This window comes from Chromobacterium sp. ASV23 (assembly GCF_016428945.1).
Taxonomy (GTDB): Bacteria; Pseudomonadota; Gammaproteobacteria; order Burkholderiales; family Chromobacteriaceae; genus Chromobacterium; species Chromobacterium sinusclupearum.
Window position 1 is genome coordinate 47,328 of the sequence record NZ_JAELTR010000017.1, and the last position, 19,648, is coordinate 66,975.

Genomic DNA, 19,648 nt, shown 5'->3' on the forward strand with positions numbered 1-19,648 from the left:
AGACAGTCCGGGCGCCATGCCCGGACTTCCCGCCAAGGAACGCCCATGTCCGACAGCCAAGAAAAACGCCCTGCCCGCTATCTCAGCCGCGAAGACTTCGAACGCTACAATCCCGTTCACGTGGTCTGGGAGATCACCCTGGCCTGCGACCTCAAGTGCCTGCATTGCGGCTCCCGCGCCGGCCATCGCCGCCACAGCGAGCTTTCCACGGCGGAATGCCTGCAGGTGATAGACGCGCTGGCCAAGCTGGGCACGCGCGAAATCACGCTGATCGGCGGAGAAGCTTATCTGCGCAAGGATTGGACTCAACTGATCCGCGCCATCCGGGGCCATGGCATTTATTGCGCCACCCAAACCGGCGGCCGCAATCTGACCCCGGCCAAGCTGCAGGAGGCGGTAGACGCCGGCCTCAATGGCGTGGGCGTTTCGCTGGACGGGCTGGCGCCGCTGCACGACAAATTGCGCAATGTGCCGGGCTCATTCGACAAAGCCAGCGACACCTTGCGGCGCGCCAAGGCGGCCGGTTTGGCAGTCAGCGTCAACACCCAGATCGGCGCGGCCACCATGCCGGATTTGCCCGCGCTGATGGACCACATCATCGAACTCGGCGCCACGCATTGGCAGATTCAATTGACCGTGGCCATGGGCAACGCAGTGGACAACGATGAAGTCTTGCTGCAGCCATACCGCGTGCTGGAGTTGATGCCGCTGCTCGCCCGCCTGTACCAGGAAGGATTGGAACGCGGCCTCTTGATGACCATAGGCAACAACATCGGCTATTACGGCCCTTACGAACACATCTGGCGCGGCTTTGGCGATGACCGCGTGCACTGGGCCGGCTGCGGCGCGGGGCAAACGGTGATGGCGCTGGAAGCGGACGGCACCGTCAAGGGCTGTCCATCGCTGGCCACCGTGGGATTTGCCGGCGGCAATGTCCGCGACATGGCCTTGGAAGACATCTGGCGGCACAGCGAAGGCATCCACTTCGGCCGGCTGCGTTCGGTGGACGATTTGTGGGGCTACTGCCGCGGCTGCTATTACAACGATGTCTGTCGCGGCGGCTGCACCTGGACGTCCCACTCGCTGCTGGGCAAACCCGGCAACAACCCGTACTGCCACTACCGGGCGCTGGACTTGCAACAGCGCGGCCTGCGCGAGCGCATCGTCAAACTGCAAGATGCCGCCCAGGATTCGTTCGCCGTCGGCCGTTTCGACCTGATTACCGAAGACATCGCCAGCGGCAAGGTGGTGAGCCAGATCAGCCGCAGCGGCCAAGTCATAGAACTCAGCTGGAAAAACCGCGGCAAGAAAGCGCCGGAAACCGGCCATCCGCCGGCAAGGCTGGCGCTATGCCGCAATTGCAAGCAATACATCCATCAACACGAAACCACCTGTCCGCACTGCAAGGGCGACGTCATCGCCGCGGAACGCTTGCACCGCCAGAAAATGGCAGAGCGCGATGAAGCCATCCAGCGGCTGCGCAGTCTGCTGGGAGAAGTTTCCTGACGCCATGGCCGGGCGGCGCCCCGCCCGGCAAGCGCCAGCCTCTCCGCCACGGCTTGCATTTTCCGGCCGATGCCCTACCATGGCTCGCCATGCTTCCCGACACGTTTCATCCTCCCGCCCCCGGCCCGGCGCAACTGATCCAGGCCCAATCCGACACCCAGGCCGTGCTGACCTGGCTGGCCGAGCACGCTGACAAGCCCGCCACGCTGGCTGGCTATCGCAAGGAGGCGGAACGCCTGCTGCTCTGGCTGGACAGCCGGCGGCAAACGCTGGCCCAGATGAAACGGGAGGACGTGCAGGACTACCGGCGCTTTTTAGCCTCTCCGCATCCGGCCGAGCAATGGATAGGCCCGGCCCGGCCGCGCAGCCATCCCCAATGGAAGCCGTTCACCAAGCCGCTGTCGCCGCAGAGCATCAACCACAGCCTGACCGTGCTGGGCGCGCTGTTTTCCTACCTCAACGACGCCGGCTACCTCAACGGCAATCCGTTCAAGCTGCTGCGCCGCCGCGGCGGCAAGACTCAGCGCCAGGAGGTTGAGCGATTTCTCGATGCCGCGTGCTGGCAGCATCTGCAAAGCACGCTGGACGCGCTGCCGCGCGACACCGATAGAAACATTCGCCACGCCGAACGCGCGCGCTGGCTGTTCACCCTGCTGTATCTGACCGGCGCGCGCCGCGCTGAAGCAGCCGCAGCACGCGCCTCTGATCTGGCCAAGCGCCATGGCAACTGGTGGTGGAACGTGCTGGGCAAGGGCGATGTCGCCGCGCGCATCCCCTTATCGGACGAACTGATGGCGGCTCTGGCGCGTTATCGGCACAGCCTGGGCCTGCCAGCGGAGCCGACAAGCGGCGACGACACGCCGCTGGTCTGCCGCATTGGCGCCAAGGGTCGGACGGAACCCTTATCGGACAAGGCCATCTATCTGATCTGCAAGGAAATCTTCGCCCAGGCCTTGCTCAGCGCGCCCAGCGAAGAATTGAAAGACCAACTGCGCCGCGCCTCCACCCATTGGTTGCGGCATACCGCCGCCAGCCATCAGCTGGAAGCCGGCGTCCCGCTGCTGCTGGTCAGCCAGAACTTGCGCCACGCCAGCATCCAAACCACCCGCCGCTATCTGCACAGCGAGGAAGACGCCCGCCATCAGGCCAGCAAGTTGCACAAACTGCGCCGCGACAACACATAACCCGTTTGCATAACCCTTCCCTTTCTCCGTCATTCCGCGTACCATCCCGCCTCTTTTATTTTCAAGGAGATGCCCGAATGACGATCCAAACCGCCTCCCGCGCCTGCGGCATCGACTTTGGCACCTCCAACTCCACCGTTGGCTGGCTGCGCCCGGACCATGACGCGCTGCTGCCTTTGGAAGACGGCAAGATCACGCTGCCGTCGGTGGTGTTTTTCAATTACGAGGAAGATCACGCCTGCTTTGGGCGCGCCGCGCTGGCCGAATACATGGAAGGCTATGAAGGCCGGCTGATGCGCTCGCTGAAAAGCCTGCTCGGCTCCAGCCTGATTGACAGCCAGACCGAAGTGCAAGGCAAGGCCCTGCCGTTCCGCTATCTGCTCAAGCTGTTCATCGCCGAGCTGAAGGCCCGCGCCGAATCCGGCGCCGGCCGCGCTTTCGACCACGTGGTGCTGGGCCGCCCGGTCTATTTTGTCGACGACAACCCGCAAGCGGACAAGCTGGCCGAAGACACGCTCGCCGACATCGCCCGCGAGGTTGGCTTCAAGGATATTTCCTTCCAGCTGGAGCCGATTGCGGCCGCCTTCGACTACGAGTCCACCATCCAGAAGGAAGAACTGGTGCTGATCGTGGACATCGGCGGCGGCACATCGGACTTCACCTTGATCCGGCTGTCTCCAGAGCGCCGCCACCACGACGAGCGCCGCGGCGACATCCTGGCCACCGGCGGCGTGCACATCGGCGGCACGGACTTCGACCGCCAACTGAGCCTGCACGGCGTGATGCCTCTGTTCGGCTTCAAGACTCGGCTGCGCAACAATGCTGAAATGCCGTCCAGCCAGTACTTCAATCTGGCCACCTGGCACACCATCAACTTCGCCTACACCCGCAAGGCCTGGATGGATCTGCAGGACGTGCACCGCGACGCGGCAGATCCGCAAAAGCTGGACCGGCTGTTCAAGCTGATCCAGGAGCGCGCCGGCCACTGGCTGGCGATGGAAGTGGAAGCCGCCAAGATCTCGCTGTCCGACAACGATACGCATCGTCTATCGCTGGACCCGATCGAACGCGGCCTGCATTGCGACCTGGCGCGCGCGGACTTTGAAACCAGCATAGACGCGCTGCTGGACCGCGTCTCCACCACCGTATGCAAGCTGCTGGCCGATGCCGGCCTCACGGCTGAGCAAGTGGACACGGTGTTCTTCACAGGCGGTTCCAGCGGCGTGCCAGCGCTGCGCGCCGGCGTGCGCGCGCTGCTGCCCAATGCCCACCACGTGGAGGGCAATCTGTTCGGCAGCATCGGCAGCGGCCTCGCCATCGAGGCGAAAAAGCGCTACGGCTAAGCCCAAATCTTGATCCGCAGGCGTCGCCCAGGCGCTGCTTGAGCGCCGCGCCGGCTGACTCGCCTGCGCAGTTTCGCTATACTCGCCGGATACGAATAAGCTGTAATCATCGATGACGGCGCGGCCCCAGCCTGATGCGGCGGGTTAAGGCCCGCTAACAAAACCCCTGATCCTGCGTTGCGCCTCCTTGCCGTACGACTTGTACTGTCTGCGTCGGCGCGCCTTGGCTCAGGTTCTCTAACAAGGTTTTGTGAGCGGCTCTAAGCGGCGGATCGATCAATGTGGAAGGAAGTGCGGGATACCCATTCTCGTTTCTGAAATTTGATTTCAAATCATGGTGTTGTATCGTCAAATGAAAAGAAATGGAGTCCAAGCAACCATGAGTGAATCCACGTTGGACCAAGACGGCGCCGCGCGCCGCCAGTTGCTGCGCGGCGCGGCGCTGGCCGGACTGGCCGCCCTGCTGGCCGCCTGCGGCACCACGCCCGTCAAAACCAGCCAGCGCCCGCCCTATCGCCCCGGCAAACCCTCGGGCGACACCTCGCTGTCCAGCCTCAGCGCCGATGGCGACGGCCGCGAGATCCTGCTGTACACCATAGGCCTGCTCGATGGCGGCTATCGCTTTGGCGGCAGCAATCCGGAAGCCGGCCTCGACTGCAGCGGCATGGTCAGCTACATCTACCAGAACGCCATCGGCATCAAGCTGCCGCACAATGCGGCGCAAATCGCCAATATGGCCAAGCCGATTCCGGACAGCCAGCGCCAGGTTGGCGATCTGGTGTTCTTCAATACGATGAACCGGCCGTTCTCGCACATGGGCATCTATATCGGCGACGGCAAATTCGTCCACGCCCCGCGCACCAACAGCACCATACGCGTAGCCCGGCTGGACAACGTCTATTTCGCCCCGCGCTATGAAGGCGCGCGCACCGTATTGCGCGCCTGATGCGTCTGCCGCGCCACCGGTTGGCGGCGCGCTTCCATTCCCGATGTATATCCGCCGGGGCTATGCTAATCTGCGCTATCCCGCATCACGCAGCGCAGACATCGGCTCATGAAACTGAAATTCAGCAAAATGCACGGCCTGGGCAATGACTTCATGGTCATTGACGGCGTGCGCCAAAACGTTTCCCTCTCGCCTGAACAGATTCGCCGGCTTGGCCACCGCCAGTTGGGCATAGGCTTCGACCAGTTGCTGCTGGTGGAGCCGCCGCGCGAGGCCGGCCATGATTTCCGCTACCGCATCTTCAATAACGACGGCGGCGAGGTCGAGCAATGCGGCAACGGCTCGCGCTGCTTCGTCAAATTCGTCCGCGACGCCGGTCTGACCGACAAATCCCGCATCACGGTGGAAACCGCGCGCGGCGTGATCGCGCCGGAATACCTGGGCGACGGCCTGGCGCGCGTGGACATGGGCGTGCCGCGCTTCGCCCCGGCCGACCTGCCCTTCCTGGCCGAAGCCGAAGCGCTGACCTACTCGCTGCCGCTGGACGGGCGCGCCTGTGAAATCGGCATCGTCTCGATGGGCAATCCGCATGCCGTGCAAAGGGTGGATGATGTGGATAGCGCGCCGGTGGCTGAAGTCGGCCCGCTGGTGGAGGGCCACCCGTGGTTCCCGCAGCGGGTCAATGCCGGCTTCATGCAGATACTCAATCGCCAAGAAATCAAGTTACGCGTCTACGAGCGCGGCGCCGGCGAGACCTTGGCCTGCGGCACCGGCGCCTGCGCGGCGGTGGTCTGCGGCATCCGCCAAGGCTGGCTGGACGCGCGCGTCACCGTGCACGCGCGCGGCGGCGATATCGTCATCGAATGGGCCGGCGCAGGCCATCCGGTGATCATGACCGGGCCGGCGGTAACGGTTTTCCAAGGCGAAATCGAACTTTAAGTCCAGCAAAGACACCAATTCATTTCTGCATCACTCAAGGAAAGGGCAAGACAGATGCACAGCGAACAGGTCCTGGCTTTTCTCGACGAACATCCCGAGCTGCTGGCGCAATTGGCCGCGCGTTACGGCCTGCAGCCGGCGCCGCAAAACGGCGAGCGCGTGGTGGTGTCCTTCGCCGAGCGGCAGCTGTTGGAACTGAAAGACCGCAACCGCCAACTGGAGGCGCAGCTGCAACAGCTGATCGAGCGCGGACATGACAACGACCGCCTGCTGGCAAGGCTACACCGGCTGACGCTGGCGCAACTGGCTGCCCGCGGCGCCAAGGAGCGCATCGCCGCGTTGAAGCGCGCGCTGGCGGAAGAATTCCAGCTGGACCGCGTCGCGCTGAAACTGTGGCACCCGGCCGCCGAAGGCGACGACGAGCACTACAATTCGCGCAACGAGGTGCAAGGGTTGGCGCGCAATCTGAATGCTCCGTATTGCGGCCCTTACGTCAACGACGAGGTGATGGGCTGGTTCCCGGCCAAGCCGGTACTGCAATCGTTCGCCCAGGTGGCCCTGCGCGGCGCAGACGGCCAGGCCTTCGGCATTCTGGTGCTGGCCAGCGACGATGCGCAGCGCTTCACCTTCGACATGCATACGCAGTACCTGGCCCAGATCGGGGAATTGGCCTCCGCCGCGCTGCTGTCCGCGCTGGAGGCGGCATGACGGCTACGGCAGGCGGCCTGCTGCTGCTTTGCATCGTCATCCTGTTTTTCCTGCACCTGCTATGGCGGCTGGGCACCAGCCGCAGCGGCAGCGCGCTGGCCTGCTTTGCCGCCGCCTATCTGATCCTGGTTGCCCTGTTGCGGCAGCAAGTCGATACCGCTCTGGTTTCCCCCCTGCTGCTGCCCTTCGTCTATGCCTATGCCTGGTTGGGCGTGACGGCCGTGATGTGGGCCGCGGCGCATATGCGGGTGGACGGACGCGTGCTGAGTTTCCCCGGGCAAGACCGGCGGCTGGCCGCCCTGCTGTGCAGCCAGCTGGCGCTGCATATCGGCGTGCTTGGCCTGTCGCCTTGGCTAAGCCAGCAACCGCGCGCCATTTATCTGCTGGCGCCGCCGCTGACCATCATAGTCAGCTATCTGGCTTACCGGCTGCAGCTGCTGGCGATGCGCAGGCAGCCGGTGTGCGGCACCAGCTGGATCAGCTGGGGCGCGCTATGCCTGATGATCCCCTTGCTGATGACCTGGCTGAAGGACTGGGCCGTGCCGCTGTTGCTGCACATGACCTAAAGCCATAGCCAGACTTTCGCATAGGCATAAAAAAGCGGCGCCGTTCTCACGGCGCCGCTACAGCCCTGCGTTGCAGATCGTTCCAATAACGGTTTTTTTGCGGGTGCATAAACAAAAATAGGCAACGCAAACCGGCTGCTAATGTCATCAGCTTACCACGGCTGACTCGCTAGCGGAAAATCACGATTCCCGCGGGCGCAAGGCCGGCGCAGCAGATGGGTCCGTCCGCGCCCGGGTCAAGGAACTCAACGCAATCCCGCCAAAAATGGCGGCCAAACCGGCCGCGTGATACCAGTGCAGCTCCTCGCCAAGCAACACAATGGACTGCAGCGCGCCAAAGGCCGGCATCAGATACAAAAAGCTGGCCGCCTTGGCGGTGCCGACCATGGCGATGGCACGGTTGTACAACAGATAAGCCACCACCGACGGCAAGGCGCCCAGATACAACAGGCTGGCCCAGCCGGCGCGGTCCAGAGTCGGCAAGCCGCGTTGCGCCAGCTCCATGCCGAACAAGGGCAGCAATACCGCCTCCCCGACCAGCAGCAGCACCGCCATCTGCACCATGGCATCGATCCCGGGCTTCAGCTTGCGCAGGCCCAAGGTATAGATCGCCCAGCACAGGCCACCGGCCAAGACCAGCAAGTCCCCCGCGCCGAAATGAAACGAGCCTATGGCCAGCAGCTTGCCTTTCAGCACGATCAGCAAGGCGCCGCACAGCGCCAGCGTCATGCCCAACCACTGCCGGCTGCTCAAGCGCTGGCGGAAATACAGCGAACCCAGCAGCAATACCATCACCGGCGTGGCGCTGTTCAAAATCACGGCATTGGTGGCTGTGGTGGTTTGCACCGCCCAGTAGACCAAGGTATTGGTCAGGCCGATGCCGAACAGACCCAGCAGCAGCAAAAGCGGCCATTGTTTGCGCAGCTTGTCCCAATTGCGCCGCAAGCGGGGCAAGGCGAACGGCAGCACGCAGCATAGCGCGATGGCCCAGCGGGCAAATGCCAGCGTGAACGGTCCCACTTGTTGATGCAAGGCGCGGGCGATGATGAAATTGGTGGACCACATCAACATGGTCAGCACCAATAGCAGATAGGCGTTTCGATTGTTTGTTGCGTTGTTCATGGCGATAACTGGAATAAACTGCCAGAATTATACCAAAACAGCGCAACACTATAATTCAATCAAATCCAAACCGGATAGAATAAATTCCAGAAAAAACAGCGAGTTTCGTAATTTATTTCAGACAAGATCCATATGATGGAATATCACGCTCTCGGCGCCGCAGCCTTCCGCTGCGCCAGCCAGCCGACGATGAAACGCGCCACGGCTTCGGGATGGTTCAGGTCCAGCACCGGGCAAGGCGCATCCAAGGCGCTATCGCTTGCCACGGCAATCACCCCGGGATCAGACTCGAACAGCGGCGGCTTGCCCAGCGCGGGCCGATAGATTTCGAGCTTAGGCACCGGCTGCGCCTTGTGCCCCTCCAGCAATACCAGATCGCACGGCGACAGGCGGGAGAGTTGCTGGTCCAGCGTCAGCTCGGCGGCGGTCTCGGCAAACAAGCCGAAGCGATGCGGCGACACCACCATCACTTCGCAGGCGCCCGCCTGGCGATGGCGAAAGCTGTCCTTGCCCGGCGCATCCAGCTGCAGATCGTGGTGGCTATGCTTGATGACCGATACCGCCAATCCGGCCTCGCGCAGCTTGGGCAACACGGCCTCCAGCAACGTGGTTTTGCCGCTGCCGGACGTGCCGCAAATACCCAAAACAATAGAATGATTCGCGCTCATCGTACCGGCTGCTCCCGCAACGGCGCCGCCATATCAAGGGACAGGCCATCCAGCAGCGTCCGCAGGGCGGCCAACAAGGCTGGCGCGTCGGCAGCCGTCACCGGCTGCGCACGGCTGAAGCTGCCGCCCGCCAACACCTTGCCATCCGCTACATTCTGCAACTGCCACACCGCTTCCAGCGCCACCTGCCGCCCCGGCTGCAGGCTCAGGCGACGCACATCGAGCACATAGCGCAGTTCGCCGCCGTCCATGCCCGGCTGCGGATACGCATAGACGCTGGCCAGGCCGCTGTGCCGGGACACGCCCAGCGCCAGATTCTGCGCCAGCAAGCGGTCGAGCGGCGCGCTCCAGCGCGCGAACTCCTGCAGGCTCAGCTCGCCCTCGCCATTGTCCAGCACCAGCTGCGGCCTATCCAGCGCCGCCGGCAGCGTCACCGGCCCCAGCAGCACGCGCTGTCCCAGCCGCGATGGCGCGGTAGGACCGGACACGGCGTCCAGGCCGTAAAAACGGGCCGGCGGCGTAGCGCAGCCGCCCAATGCCGCCGCCAATAACGCGGCGAGTATCCAATTCTTCATCATGGCTGCGCCTCCTTGCCGCGCACCAGCGCCTCGGGATGGCGATCCAGATAATCGGCTAGCGCGCGGAAGCTGCGCGCCGTTTCCTTGACTTCCTGCGCGGCGGAGCGCACATCCTGCTGCAATGGCGAATCGGCCTTCATCGTCTTCTGCGTGGCGTCCAGCGTCTGCTGCAGTTGTTGCAGGGTCTTGCTCAACTGCGGCAGGGTCTCGCTGTTCGCCCCCTCGCTCAGCTTCTTCACACTGTCCAAGGTTTGCCGCATGGCTTTCAGCGACGCTTCCGTCTCCTTGCCGATATCGTCGAACGGCACGGCGTCCAGCTTCTTGACGATGCGCTGCAACACGCGCTGCAGCTCTTCCAAGTCGCCCGGAATGGTGGGCAGCTCGGCTACGCCCCGGCGCACCACCAACTGGGCCGGCGGCGCGTCGCGGAAGAAGTCCAGCGCCACGTATAGCTGGCCGGTGATCAGATTGCCCGAGCGCAGCTGCGCGCGCACGCCATTGGCCACCAGTTGCTGCGGCGACAGCTTGCCGGACACCCGGCCGCCATGCGACAGGCTATCCAGCCGGCTCGGATAGATGCGGATGTCCACCGTCATGTCGAAGTCCTTGCGTTCGCGCATGTATTCGACGCCGATGGCGGTGACTTCGCCGATCGTGATGCCGCGGAAATCGACCGGCGCGCCCACGCTGAGGCCACGCAGCGATTGATGGAAGCGCAGGCGGAACGGCTGCATTTCGCGATCAGGGTTCTGCAGCGCTTTTTCCCGCGTATCGTGCAGGATGAAATTGCGGTCGGACAAGGGCACGCCGCCGTTGTCAGCCAGCGGCGTCTCAAACGCGATGCCGCCCAGAGCGATGGCAGCCAGCGACTGGGTGCTGACATTCAATCCATTGGCGCTCAGCGACACATCCACGCCGCTGGCGTGCCAGAAGCGGCTGTTGGCCGTGACGAAGCGATCATATGGCGCATTGACGAAAATGGCGACGCGGACGAAGCCGCCTTTAGGGTCCAACTCATACCCCACCACCTGCCCCACCGGCACGCGGCGGAAATACACCGGCGAGCCGGTATTCAGCGAGCCAAGATTGTCGGCGCGCAGAAAGAAAGCCTGCCCCGGCAAATCGGCATTGATGATAGGCGGCGTTTCCAGCCCGACAAATTCGTTTTTGCGCACCGCGCTCTTGCCGATGTCCATGCCGATATAGGAGCCGGACAGCACCGTGCCGAGGCCGGATACGCTGCCGCCGGAGATCCGCGGCCGCACCACCCAGAAGCGGCTGTCTTCGGCCAGATAGTCGGCCGCTTCCTTGCTCAACTGAGCCGTGGCGATGATAGCCTGCCGGTTTGGGCTGAGCTTGACCGAGGTCACCTCGCCGATTTCCACATCCTTGTATTTGATGCGGGTCTTGCCGGCTTCGATGCCTTCGGCGTTCTGGAACGAGATGGTGATGGTCGGACCGCGCGACAGGATGGCATGCACCGCCAGCCAGCCGCCGATCAGCGCCGCCACCACGGGTATAAGCCAGATCAGCGACGGCGCCCAGCGGTGTCGCTTGACCGGCACCGCCTGCGGCAGCTCCGGCTCGGGAAGGTTTTGCGGGTTGTCACTGCTCATCGTATTCCTCTACCGGATCCCAGATCATTCTGGGGTCGAAACTCATCGCCGCCAGCATGGTCAGCACCACCACCGCGCCGAAGGCGATCGCGCCCGGCCCGGCCTTGATGCTGGCCAGCGACTGCCATTGCACCAGCGCCACCATCAGCGCCACCACGAAAATATCCAGCATCGACCAGGGGCCGATCAGCTCGATCATGCGATACAGCCGGGTGCGCTGACGCGGCGCCCAGCGCCAGCGCCATTGCACGCTGCACAGCAGCAACAACAGCACCAGGATCTTCATCAGCGGCACCAGCACGCTGGCGGTGAACACCACCAGCGCCAGCGGCCAGGAGTCATTGTTCCATAAGTAAACCACGCCGCTCATGATGGTGTCGCGCTGCACGCCGGTCAGCGCCGTGGTTTCCATGATGGGCAACAGATTGGCCGGCAAATAGCAAATCATCGCCGCCAGCAGCAAGGCCCAGCAACGCTGCAAGGCTGATGGGCGGCGCAGATGCAGCGGCGCGCCGCAGCGCGGACAGGCGCTGTCCTGCCCCGGGCTGACCCGGCACAATAGACCGCAGCCATGGCACAGGCAGAGATTGCGCTCGGCCGCGCTGTTCACTCCGTAGCGGCGCATGCCTGATAACGCTCCCATAAGCGATAGGGCCGAAAACGGACGGCGCTGGCCGTCATCAATACGATCAGGCCGAAGAAAGCCCACAGGCCTATGCCGGGATGCACATTGGCCAAATGCACCAGCTTGACCAGCGAAACCAGCACCCCCAGCAAAAAGACCTCCACCATGCACCAGGGGCGCGCCATGCCATACAAGCGCATGATGACGGCGAAGCCCGGGGGCGCCTTGCCCAGCAGCAAGGGAAGCTGCAGATACAGCATGCTGCACAAGGCCAGGGCCGGCATGACGATGCCGGTGAACAGCACCAGCAACGCCACCTCCGGCATGTTCTGCCCGTGCAGCGCCAGCGCGGTTTGCCATAGCGTGGCCGCGTTGCGGTTGCCGGCCACCTCCAGCATCAGCACCGGATAGCAGTTGGCGATGGCAAACGCCACCACGCCGGCCAGCAGCAGGGCGCAAGAGGTGGATGGCGCATCAGTGCCCTGCTCGTACAAAGCCGCGCCGCAGCGCGGGCAGCGTATGGTGGCGCGCGCCTCCCCGGCTGGCGGCAGCCGGAGCAGCAGGTCGCAATCGTGGCATGCGGTAAGGCGCGGCGCGCGAGGAATCATAGCCGCCATTTTCGCTTGCGTTCCGCCGTGAAGCTCCACCAGCTGCGCGCTTCGCCGGTTGCCATGTAATGGCTCAGCGAAATCAGCACATCGAGCACGCAGGGATCGTGGCGCTGCCCGGTGGCGTCGCACAACTGCAGGTACATTTGGTAAGGGTCGCGCCCGCGCAGGTCGGCCGGCGTCTGGATGCCGAGCAGCCGCAGGTCGGCGGCGGTACGCGCGCCGACATTGGGCAGCTGCAGCAAATCCTGCGCCGCGGCAGGCGGCGGACAACGGGATGGATGCATGGAGTGCGGCCGTGGCGTAGTCATTGAGACTACATGATAAAGGAGCGCCCGCCATAGTTCAAAACCGCGAATGCCTTGACGCGCCGTTTTATGCCATCAGCCGTGCAAAATATCCCAGGCCAGCTTGCAGATCAGCACGCTGGTCAGCACCAGGAACAGGATACGGACGAAACCGGCCCCTTTCTTCATGGCCAGGCGGGTGCCCACCACGGCTCCGGCCATATTCGCGGCGGCCATCGGCAAGGCGTAAGCGAACAGGATATGGCCGCCGATGGCGAACGAAAGCAGCGCGGCCACATTGGTGGTCAGGTTGACCACCTTGGCCGCCGCCGACGCGTGCAGAAAATCAAAGGCGAACAAACGGATGAACAGGAACATCAGGAAACTGCCGGTGCCGGGACCGAACAGGCCGTCGTAGAAGCCGATGGCGCCGCCTATGGCCATGCCGACCAGCATCTCGCGCCGGCCGATGGCCACCGGCTTGTGCAATTTGCCGAAATCCTTCTTCCAAAGCGTGTAAATGGCCATGATCAGCAACAGCGCCAGCACCAGCGGGCGGATGATGTCCTTGGGTATCAGCGTCACCACCTGGGCGCCGGCAAAGGCAAACACAAAGGCCGTGGCCGCCGCCGGCAACACCAAGTTCCACGGCAGCCGGACTCGCCGCAGGTAAGACCGCGCCGCCGACAGCGTGCCGACCGCCGAAGCCAGCTTGTTGGTGCCGAAAATCGTGGCTGGCGCCACATTGGGCAAGGCGCTGAACAGACCAGGAATCTGGATCAATCCGCCACCGCCCACCGCGGCATCGACCAGGCCGGCGAAAAAGGCGACCACGCACAAAAAACTCAAGCTCAATAACATCGTCATTTCTCCTTGACGCCCATTCTACTCCCGACAATTTCCTCATGCTTGCAATACAATATTGCAATAATCGCAATCTTGAGATCGCCATGAAAACGCTATGGAATCTGCGGGTATTCTGCGCCGTGGTGGAAGAGAAAAGTTTCGTCGCCGCCGCGCGTCAGCTGGGCACCTCGCCCAGCAGCGCCACTCGCGCGCTGCAAGCCCTGGAAGATGAGCTGGGAACCATGCTGCTGGCTCGCTCCAGCAAGCTGGTGGAGCTGACGATGGCCGGCGAAGCGTATTACCCGCTGGCGCGGCAGATGCTGGACCTGCAGCAGCAGGCGGAAGAGGAATTGAGTCAGCAGGCCATCTCGCCGCGCGGCCTGCTGCGATTCTCCGCGCCGGAATCGCTGGGCCGCGAGATATTGCCGCGCACGCTGGCCAAGCTGGCCGAAGAGCACCCCGGCCTGCGCTTCGAGGTGCTGTACAGCGACGCGATACTGGAGCCGATACGCGACAAGCTGGATTTTTCGATACGCGGCGCCTTCCCCGCGGCCAGCGAGTTGATCGGCTATCCGCTGTGGCACTACCGGCGCCATCTCTATGCCAGTCCTGAATATATTACACGTCACGGCGCGCCCACTCACCCACGCGAACTGCCGCAACATCGGGTGTTGATGCACAGCGCGCCGCGCGTGCTGAAGGCGTGGAATTTTGTCTGCGGCGATGAAACGATCAGTCTGAACCTCAGCGCCTGGCACCGCAGCAATTCCGGCAATGGCGTGCTGGACGCCGCGCGCGGCGGCTTGGGCATTGCCCGCCTGGGCGACTGGCTGGCCGAGCCGCTGGTAGCGCGCGGCGAGCTCATCCGGCTCTGCCCGACCTTCCGCATTGTCTCAAGCCAGGGCGACGATCCGCAGATGCACGCCGTTTTCGCCAGCCGCAACATGCCGCGCAAGGCCAGGCTGCTGCTGGAAGCGCTGCGCGCCGAAGCGACAGCGGCCGGCCTGAGCCGCCCGCCTTCGTTCTGAAAATAAAAAAGCCCCGCCGGAAGCGGGGCTTGCTGCTTGCAACGCGCGGTCAGTTGCTGTCGATCAGCGACTGTTTGCCAGCGGTGACCGGGTACTTCTCGCGCAGGGTCTTCAAATAAGCGCCCAGTTGACCATCGGCGCTGACCTGGCCCAGCTGGCCGCCCAGCTGGGCGCGCTCGGCATCGCTGATCGCCGGCGCGGCAATCACCTTGTTGACGCGATAGATCACATATTCGCCGGTATCGTGGCGCACGCCGGCAAAGCCGGGCAGCTTGGCCGCGCCCACCGCGAATACGGCGCGCATATCGGCCTGCGGCAGGCTGGGCGCGCGGCGGGACACCGTCTGCGCCGGCGTCCACTGCTGCGCGTCAATGTTCTTGCCGGCCTTCAGCTCGGCCAGCAAGGCCTGGCCCTTCTTGTCGGCCAGCTTGGCGCCGTCGCGGGCGATCAACTCGCCCTTGATCTGGTCACGGACTTCCGCGATCGGCAGCTGACGCTCCGGCTGATGATCGGCGACGCGCGCCACCACCAAGCGGCCGCCGCCGACATCCACCACCTCGCTGTTATGCTTCTTCTTCAGCACGTCATCGCTGAACACGGCCTGCAACAACTTGGGGTTGCCCAGCAGATCGTCTTGGGCCGGCTGATTGCGCTGGATCCAGCCGGAATGCTTGACCTCCAGCTTCAACGCGTCCACAACGCCCTTCAGCGAATCCGCCTGCTGGTAGGAAACCTCGTTCAGCTTGTCGGATTGCTCGCGGAACAGCGCGGCCGCCTTCTGCTTCTGCAGCTTGTCGATGATGGCGCCCTTCACCTGATCCAGCGTCTGGCTCTTGACCTCGTCCAGCTTGATGATGTGGAAGCCGTACTCAGTTTCCACCAGATCGCTGATCTGACCCGGCTTCATGGCGAATACCGCGTCATCGAACGGCTTGACCATCACGCCGCGGGCGTTGAAACCAAGGTCGCCGCCCTTCTCGGCCGAGCCCGGATCCTGCGACTTGGCCTTGGCGATTTCGGCAAACTTGGCCGGGTTGGCCCGCACTTCCTTCAGGATGGCTTCCGCCTCAGCCTTGATCTTGGCTTTCTGTTCCGGCTTGGCGCTCTTGTCCACCGCCAGCAGGATGTGCGAGGCGCGGCGCTGTTCGCCGGCCAAGTCCGCTTTGTGCTGGTCGTAATACTTCTGCACGTCGGCATCGCCGATCTTGATGCCCTGCGCCACGGCGTCCTGCGACAACAGCACGTAGTCCAGCTTCACCTGCTCGGCGCTGCGGAAACGCTTGGCATTGGCATCGTAGAAGGCCTTGATCGCGGCGTCATCGGTCTTCACCTCGGCGGCGAAGTCGGACGGCTTGATCAGCAAGGCCTGCAGCTCGCGGCCTTCGCCCAGCAGCGCGGCCACATGGTTGACGATGACGTCAGGAACGAACTGGGTGCCGGCAACGCTGTCCAGTTGGCTGCGCACCAGCAGGTCGCGGCTGATTTCCGCTTCGAAAGCCTCGGCCGACGGGTAGCGGCTCTTCAGGAACTCGCTATAGCGGTCCGGACTGAACTGGCCGTTTTCCTGAAAGATGGGGATGGCCGCGATGAACTTGCGCAACTGATCCGGGCTGATGGTGCCGCCATGGTCGCGCGCGTCGGCCAGCAGCAGTTCGCGGCGGATCATGTTTTCCAGCATGGCCTGGCGGGTGGCCGGATCGCTGGATTGGCCCTCGAGCGCGCGATCGAGGTCGCGCTTGTAGATCTTGGTGCTGCCCACTTTGACCAGATATGGGTCATCGGTCGCGCCGGTGTAGCTGCTGACGCCGAAGCCGACGAAGGTCAGGGCCACGGCGCCCAGGATCACTTGAATAACGGTTTTGTTGTTCTGGACAAACTCGAACATGGCAATTGGCTCTAGCCATCCCTTAAAAAAAAAGGTGAACGGGTTGAACCGGTTCACCTTCTCTCGTGTATTTGGCGGAGCGGACGGGACTCGAACCCGCGACCCCCGGCGTGACAGGCCGGTATTCTAACCAACTGAACTACCGCTCCGAGCTGTGGTGGGCGTTGACGGAGTCGAACCGCCGACATTCTGCTTGTAAGGCAGACGCTCTACCAACTGAGCTAAACGCCCTTACTTCGCCACCGTCTCAGACGACGGCGAAGCCGCGATTATAGCGCGTCTTTCAGTGCCTTGCCAGCACGGAACTTCGGAGAACGTGCCGCCGGGATCTTGATGGTTTCGCCGGTCTTCGGATTGCGGCCGCTGCGCTCGGCGCGCTCGCCCACATAGAAGGTGCCAAAGCCCACCAGAGTCACGGTATCGCCTTTCTTCAAGGCATCGGTAACGGCAGCAACCATGCCGTCCAGTGCCTTGGCGGCAGCAGCCTTGGAAATGTCGGCCTCTGCGGCGATGGCGTCAATCAGTTCAGACTTGTTCACGTAAGTCCCCTTTCGTCGTTCTTCGGTCTACGTAATTCGGATAAAAACGCTTGCTTTATAGCAAGCCGGAAATCCTTGTGTCAAGCGGCTTCCACGGGTGTTTTGCTATTCAGCAAGCCCATTTGCAAGTTGCGAAATCCAAGGATATTCACAGCTTCGCTAAGGTCATGATTCTTAATGCTTCAAAACCGAGAGTCCGCCACTGGCGTCCTGTGCCGGGGGAATCTCGCCAGATTGTTCTTCTTGCGACAATTCTTCCGGTTGACGCTCCAATGCCAGCGCGAGAACCTCGTCAATCCACTTGACAGGGTGGATTTCCAGCTTCTGCTTGATGTTAGCCGGAATCTCCGCCAAGTCTTTTTCGTTGCCTTTGGGAATCAGCACGTGGCGAATGCCGCCGCGATGAGCCGCCAACAACTTCTCCTTCAAACCGCCGATCGGCAACACCTCGCCGCGCAGCGTGATTTCGCCGGTCATCGCCACATCGGCGCGCACCGGAATGCCGGTCAACACCGAAACGATGGCCGTCGTCATCGCAATGCCCGCGCTCGGGCCATCCTTGGGCGTCGCGCCTTCCGGCACGTGGATGTGCATGTCGCACTTCTCGTAGAAGTCCGGCTTGATGCCCAGGCTGCGCGCCCTGCTGCGCACCACGCTCATCGCCGCCGTGATCGACTCCTGCATCACCTCGCCCAACTGGCCGGTGCGCACGATGCTACCCTTGCCCGGCAGCGACACCGCCTCGATGGTCAGCAATTCGCCGCCCACCTCGGTCCAGGCCAGGCCGGTCACCTGGCCGATGCGGTTTTCCTCTTCGGCCAAGCCGTAGTCGAAACGCCGCACGCCCAGATACTTGTCCAGATTCTTGGCCAACACCGTAACCTTGCCAGTCTTGCCCGGCTTGAGCAAGGCCCCTGTCACCACCTTGCGGCAGATCTTGGCGATTTCGCGATCCAGACTGCGCACGCCGGCCTCACGGGTATAGTAGCGCACGATGTCGCGGATGGCAGACTCCTGCACCAGCAACTCGCCCTCGCGCACGCCATTGGCCTCGATCTGCTTCGGCAGCAGGTACTTCAGCGCGATATTGACCTTCTCGTCTTCTGTGTAGCCTGACAAGCGGATGATTTCCATCCGATCCAGCAGCGCGGGCGGAATGTTCAGCGAGTTGGCCGTAGCGACGAACATCACGTCGGACAGGTCGAACTCGACTTCGGCGTAATGATCGATGAAGGCATGGTTCTGTTCCGGATCCAGCACTTCCAGCAGCGCCGAGGACGGATCGCCGCGGAAGTCCGCGCCCATCTTGTCCACTTCGTCCAGCAGGAACAGCGGGTTCTTGACGCCGACCTTGGACATATTCTGCAACACCTTGCCCGGCATGGAGCCGATATAGGTGCGGCGATGGCCGCGGATCTCAGACTCGTCGCGCACGCCGCCGAGCGCCATGCGCACGAACTTGCGATTGGTGGCGCGGGCCAAAGACTGCCCCAGGGAGGTCTTGCCGACGCCCGGAGGGCCGACCAGGCACAGGATGGGCGCCTTCAAGCGATCGACGCGCTGCTGCACCGCCAGATACTCCAGAATGCGTTCCTTGACCTTCTCCAGGCCGAAGTGATCCTCATCCAGCACTTCCTCGGCCTTGGCCACGTCTTTGCTGATCTTGGTCTTCTTCTTCCACGGCAGCTCGAGCAGCGTATCGATGTAGTTGCGGACCACGGTGGCCTCGGCCGACATCGGCGACATCATTTTCAGCTTTTTCAGCTCGGATTGCGCTTTTTCGCGGCCTTCCTTGCTCATGCCGGCCACTTTGATGCGGCGCTCCAGCTCGTCCAGGTCGCTGGCCTCGTCCATCTCGCCCAGCTCTTTCTGGATGGCCTTGACCTGCTCGTTCAGGTAGTACTCGCGCTGGCTCTTTTCCATCTGGCGCTTGACGCGGCCGCGGATGCGCTTCTCCACCTGCAGGATGTCGATTTCGCCTTCCAGCTGCGACATCAGGTGCTCGAGGCGGGTCTGCACATCGAACATCTCCAGCACTTCCTGCTTCTGCTCCAGCTTCAGCGGCAGATGGGCGATGATGCTGTCGGCCATGCGGCCGGCGCGATCGATCCCAGCCAGCGAGTTCAGCACCTCCGGCGGGATCTTCTTGTTCAGTTTGACGTATTGTTCGAACTGGGCGAGCAGCGCGCGGCGCATCGCCTCGGTCTCATTGGTTTCTTCCAGCTCGCTGGACAGCGGCGTGAACTCTGCGACGAAGCAGCCATCCTCCTCGCCCACCTGCTTGATGGTGGCGCGCTGACGGCCTTCGACCAGCACCTTGACGGTGCCGTCCGGCAGCTTGAGCATCTGCAGCACGGCCGCGATGGTGCCGACGCTGTATAGATCCTCGGCCGAAGGCTCATCCTTGGAGGCCGAACGCTGGGCCACCAGCAGGATCTGCTTGCCTTCGTCCATCGCCAGTTCCAGCGCGCGGATGGACTTGGCCCGCCCGACGAACAGCGGGATGACCATATGCGGGAAGACCACCACATCGCGCAAGGGCAGCAGCGGCAGCGTGGTCTCTTCTCTGATTTCTGCGGGTTGCGGCATATCACCTAACCTTAGCTTGGGAATACAATGCTTGGGAAATGGGGCTCGATACCAAAATATCAACA

At 63.1% G+C, this 19,648-nt stretch carries 19 protein-coding genes and 2 tRNA genes; 8 read left to right on the plus strand and 13 right to left on the minus strand.

Going from position 1 to position 19,648, the window contains the following annotated elements; translation table 11 throughout:
- Positions 1–45 precede the first annotated feature (45 nt).
- From JHD59_RS09520 to JHD59_RS09550, 7 genes are all read left to right on the plus strand, one after another.
- On the plus strand, positions 46–1,506 hold the full coding sequence (locus JHD59_RS09520) for a GDL motif peptide-associated radical SAM/SPASM maturase (protein WP_199154052.1): 1,461 nt from the start codon (positions 46–48) through the stop codon (positions 1,504–1,506).
- 89 nt (positions 1,507–1,595) lie between these two features.
- A complete protein-coding gene (locus JHD59_RS09525; protein ID WP_199154053.1) occupies positions 1,596–2,690 on the plus strand; it encodes a site-specific integrase in 1,095 nt (364 codons plus the stop codon).
- A gap of 77 nt (positions 2,691–2,767) precedes the next feature.
- On the plus strand, positions 2,768–4,033 hold the full coding sequence (locus JHD59_RS09530; protein ID WP_199154054.1) for an Hsp70 family protein: 1,266 nt from the start codon (positions 2,768–2,770) through the stop codon (positions 4,031–4,033).
- A 379-nt stretch (positions 4,034–4,412) separates the two neighbouring features.
- The gene (locus JHD59_RS09535) at positions 4,413–4,979 is read left to right on the plus strand and encodes a C40 family peptidase (RefSeq protein WP_103321628.1); all 567 of its coding nucleotides are present in this window, start codon (positions 4,413–4,415) and stop codon (positions 4,977–4,979) included.
- Positions 4,980–5,087: 108 nt separating this feature from the next.
- Positions 5,088–5,918 carry a diaminopimelate epimerase gene (dapF, locus tag JHD59_RS09540; RefSeq protein ID WP_199154055.1) on the plus strand — a complete coding sequence of 277 codons (831 nt, stop codon included), beginning with the start codon at positions 5,088–5,090 and terminating at the stop codon, positions 5,916–5,918.
- A gap of 54 nt (positions 5,919–5,972) precedes the next feature.
- On the plus strand, positions 5,973–6,626 hold the full coding sequence (locus JHD59_RS09545; protein WP_199154056.1) for a DUF484 family protein: 654 nt from the start codon (positions 5,973–5,975) through the stop codon (positions 6,624–6,626).
- Complete coding sequence (locus JHD59_RS09550; RefSeq protein ID WP_103321625.1) at positions 6,623–7,192, plus strand: hypothetical protein; 570 nt, start codon at positions 6,623–6,625, stop codon at positions 7,190–7,192. The genes JHD59_RS09545 and JHD59_RS09550 overlap by 4 nt, the downstream gene beginning before the upstream one ends.
- 180 nt (positions 7,193–7,372) lie before the next feature.
- Here JHD59_RS09550 and JHD59_RS09555 read toward each other — a convergent pair whose 3' ends face one another.
- The 8 genes from JHD59_RS09555 to JHD59_RS09590 all read right to left on the minus strand — a co-directional run bounded on the left by JHD59_RS09555 (position 7,373) and on the right by JHD59_RS09590 (position 13,557).
- Entirely contained in the window at positions 7,373–8,314 is a 942-nt protein-coding gene (locus JHD59_RS09555; protein WP_199154057.1) for a DMT family transporter, read from the minus strand.
- Positions 8,315–8,457: 143 nt separating this feature from the next.
- Positions 8,458–8,982 (minus strand): molybdopterin-guanine dinucleotide biosynthesis protein B, encoded by a 525-nt coding sequence (gene mobB, locus JHD59_RS09560; RefSeq protein WP_199154058.1) that lies wholly within the window; start codon positions 8,980–8,982, stop codon positions 8,458–8,460.
- A complete protein-coding gene (locus tag JHD59_RS09565) occupies positions 8,979–9,560 on the minus strand; it encodes a membrane integrity-associated transporter subunit PqiC (RefSeq protein WP_199154059.1) in 582 nt (193 codons plus the stop codon). Before JHD59_RS09565 ends, mobB begins: the two co-directional genes overlap by 4 nt.
- Positions 9,557–11,176: an intermembrane transport protein PqiB gene (locus JHD59_RS09570; protein WP_199154060.1), complete on the minus strand. Its 1,620-nt coding sequence runs from the start codon at positions 11,174–11,176 to the stop codon at positions 9,557–9,559. Before JHD59_RS09570 ends, JHD59_RS09565 begins: the two co-directional genes overlap by 4 nt.
- A complete protein-coding gene (locus JHD59_RS09575) occupies positions 11,166–11,801 on the minus strand; it encodes a paraquat-inducible protein A (protein ID WP_103321620.1) in 636 nt (211 codons plus the stop codon). Before JHD59_RS09575 ends, JHD59_RS09570 begins: the two co-directional genes overlap by 11 nt.
- Positions 11,783–12,409: a paraquat-inducible protein A gene (locus tag JHD59_RS09580; protein ID WP_233163975.1), complete on the minus strand. Its 627-nt coding sequence runs from the start codon at positions 12,407–12,409 to the stop codon at positions 11,783–11,785. The genes JHD59_RS09575 and JHD59_RS09580 overlap by 19 nt, the downstream gene beginning before the upstream one ends.
- A complete protein-coding gene (locus JHD59_RS09585; RefSeq protein ID WP_199154062.1) occupies positions 12,406–12,696 on the minus strand; it encodes a helix-hairpin-helix domain-containing protein in 291 nt (96 codons plus the stop codon). The genes JHD59_RS09580 and JHD59_RS09585 overlap by 4 nt, the downstream gene beginning before the upstream one ends.
- Before the next feature lie 96 nt (positions 12,697–12,792).
- The gene (locus tag JHD59_RS09590) at positions 12,793–13,557 is read right to left on the minus strand and encodes a TSUP family transporter (RefSeq protein WP_199154063.1); all 765 of its coding nucleotides are present in this window, start codon (positions 13,555–13,557) and stop codon (positions 12,793–12,795) included.
- 89 nt (positions 13,558–13,646) lie between these two features.
- Here JHD59_RS09590 and JHD59_RS09595 point away from each other — a divergent pair, with 89 nt between their 5' ends.
- Positions 13,647–14,570: a LysR family transcriptional regulator gene (locus JHD59_RS09595; RefSeq protein ID WP_199154064.1), complete on the plus strand. Its 924-nt coding sequence runs from the start codon at positions 13,647–13,649 to the stop codon at positions 14,568–14,570.
- 49 nt (positions 14,571–14,619) lie between these two features.
- Here the strand turns inward: JHD59_RS09595 and JHD59_RS09600 are convergent, their stop codons facing one another.
- From JHD59_RS09600 to lon, 5 genes are all read right to left on the minus strand, one after another.
- Positions 14,620–16,455 carry a SurA N-terminal domain-containing protein gene (locus JHD59_RS09600; protein ID WP_199154065.1) on the minus strand — a complete coding sequence of 612 codons (1,836 nt, stop codon included), beginning with the start codon at positions 16,453–16,455 and terminating at the stop codon, positions 14,620–14,622.
- 72 nt (positions 16,456–16,527) lie between these two features.
- Positions 16,528–16,604: transfer RNA gene (locus JHD59_RS09605), tRNA-Asp, on the minus strand.
- A gap of 6 nt (positions 16,605–16,610) precedes the next feature.
- Positions 16,611–16,686: transfer RNA gene (locus JHD59_RS09610), tRNA-Val, on the minus strand.
- Positions 16,687–16,724: 38 nt separating this feature from the next.
- Positions 16,725–16,994 (minus strand): HU family DNA-binding protein, encoded by a 270-nt coding sequence (locus JHD59_RS09615; RefSeq protein WP_043572292.1) that lies wholly within the window; start codon positions 16,992–16,994, stop codon positions 16,725–16,727.
- A 174-nt stretch (positions 16,995–17,168) separates the two neighbouring features.
- The gene (gene lon, locus JHD59_RS09620) at positions 17,169–19,583 is read right to left on the minus strand and encodes an endopeptidase La (protein ID WP_199154066.1); all 2,415 of its coding nucleotides are present in this window, start codon (positions 19,581–19,583) and stop codon (positions 17,169–17,171) included.
- Between the last annotated feature and the right edge of the window lie 65 nt (positions 19,584–19,648).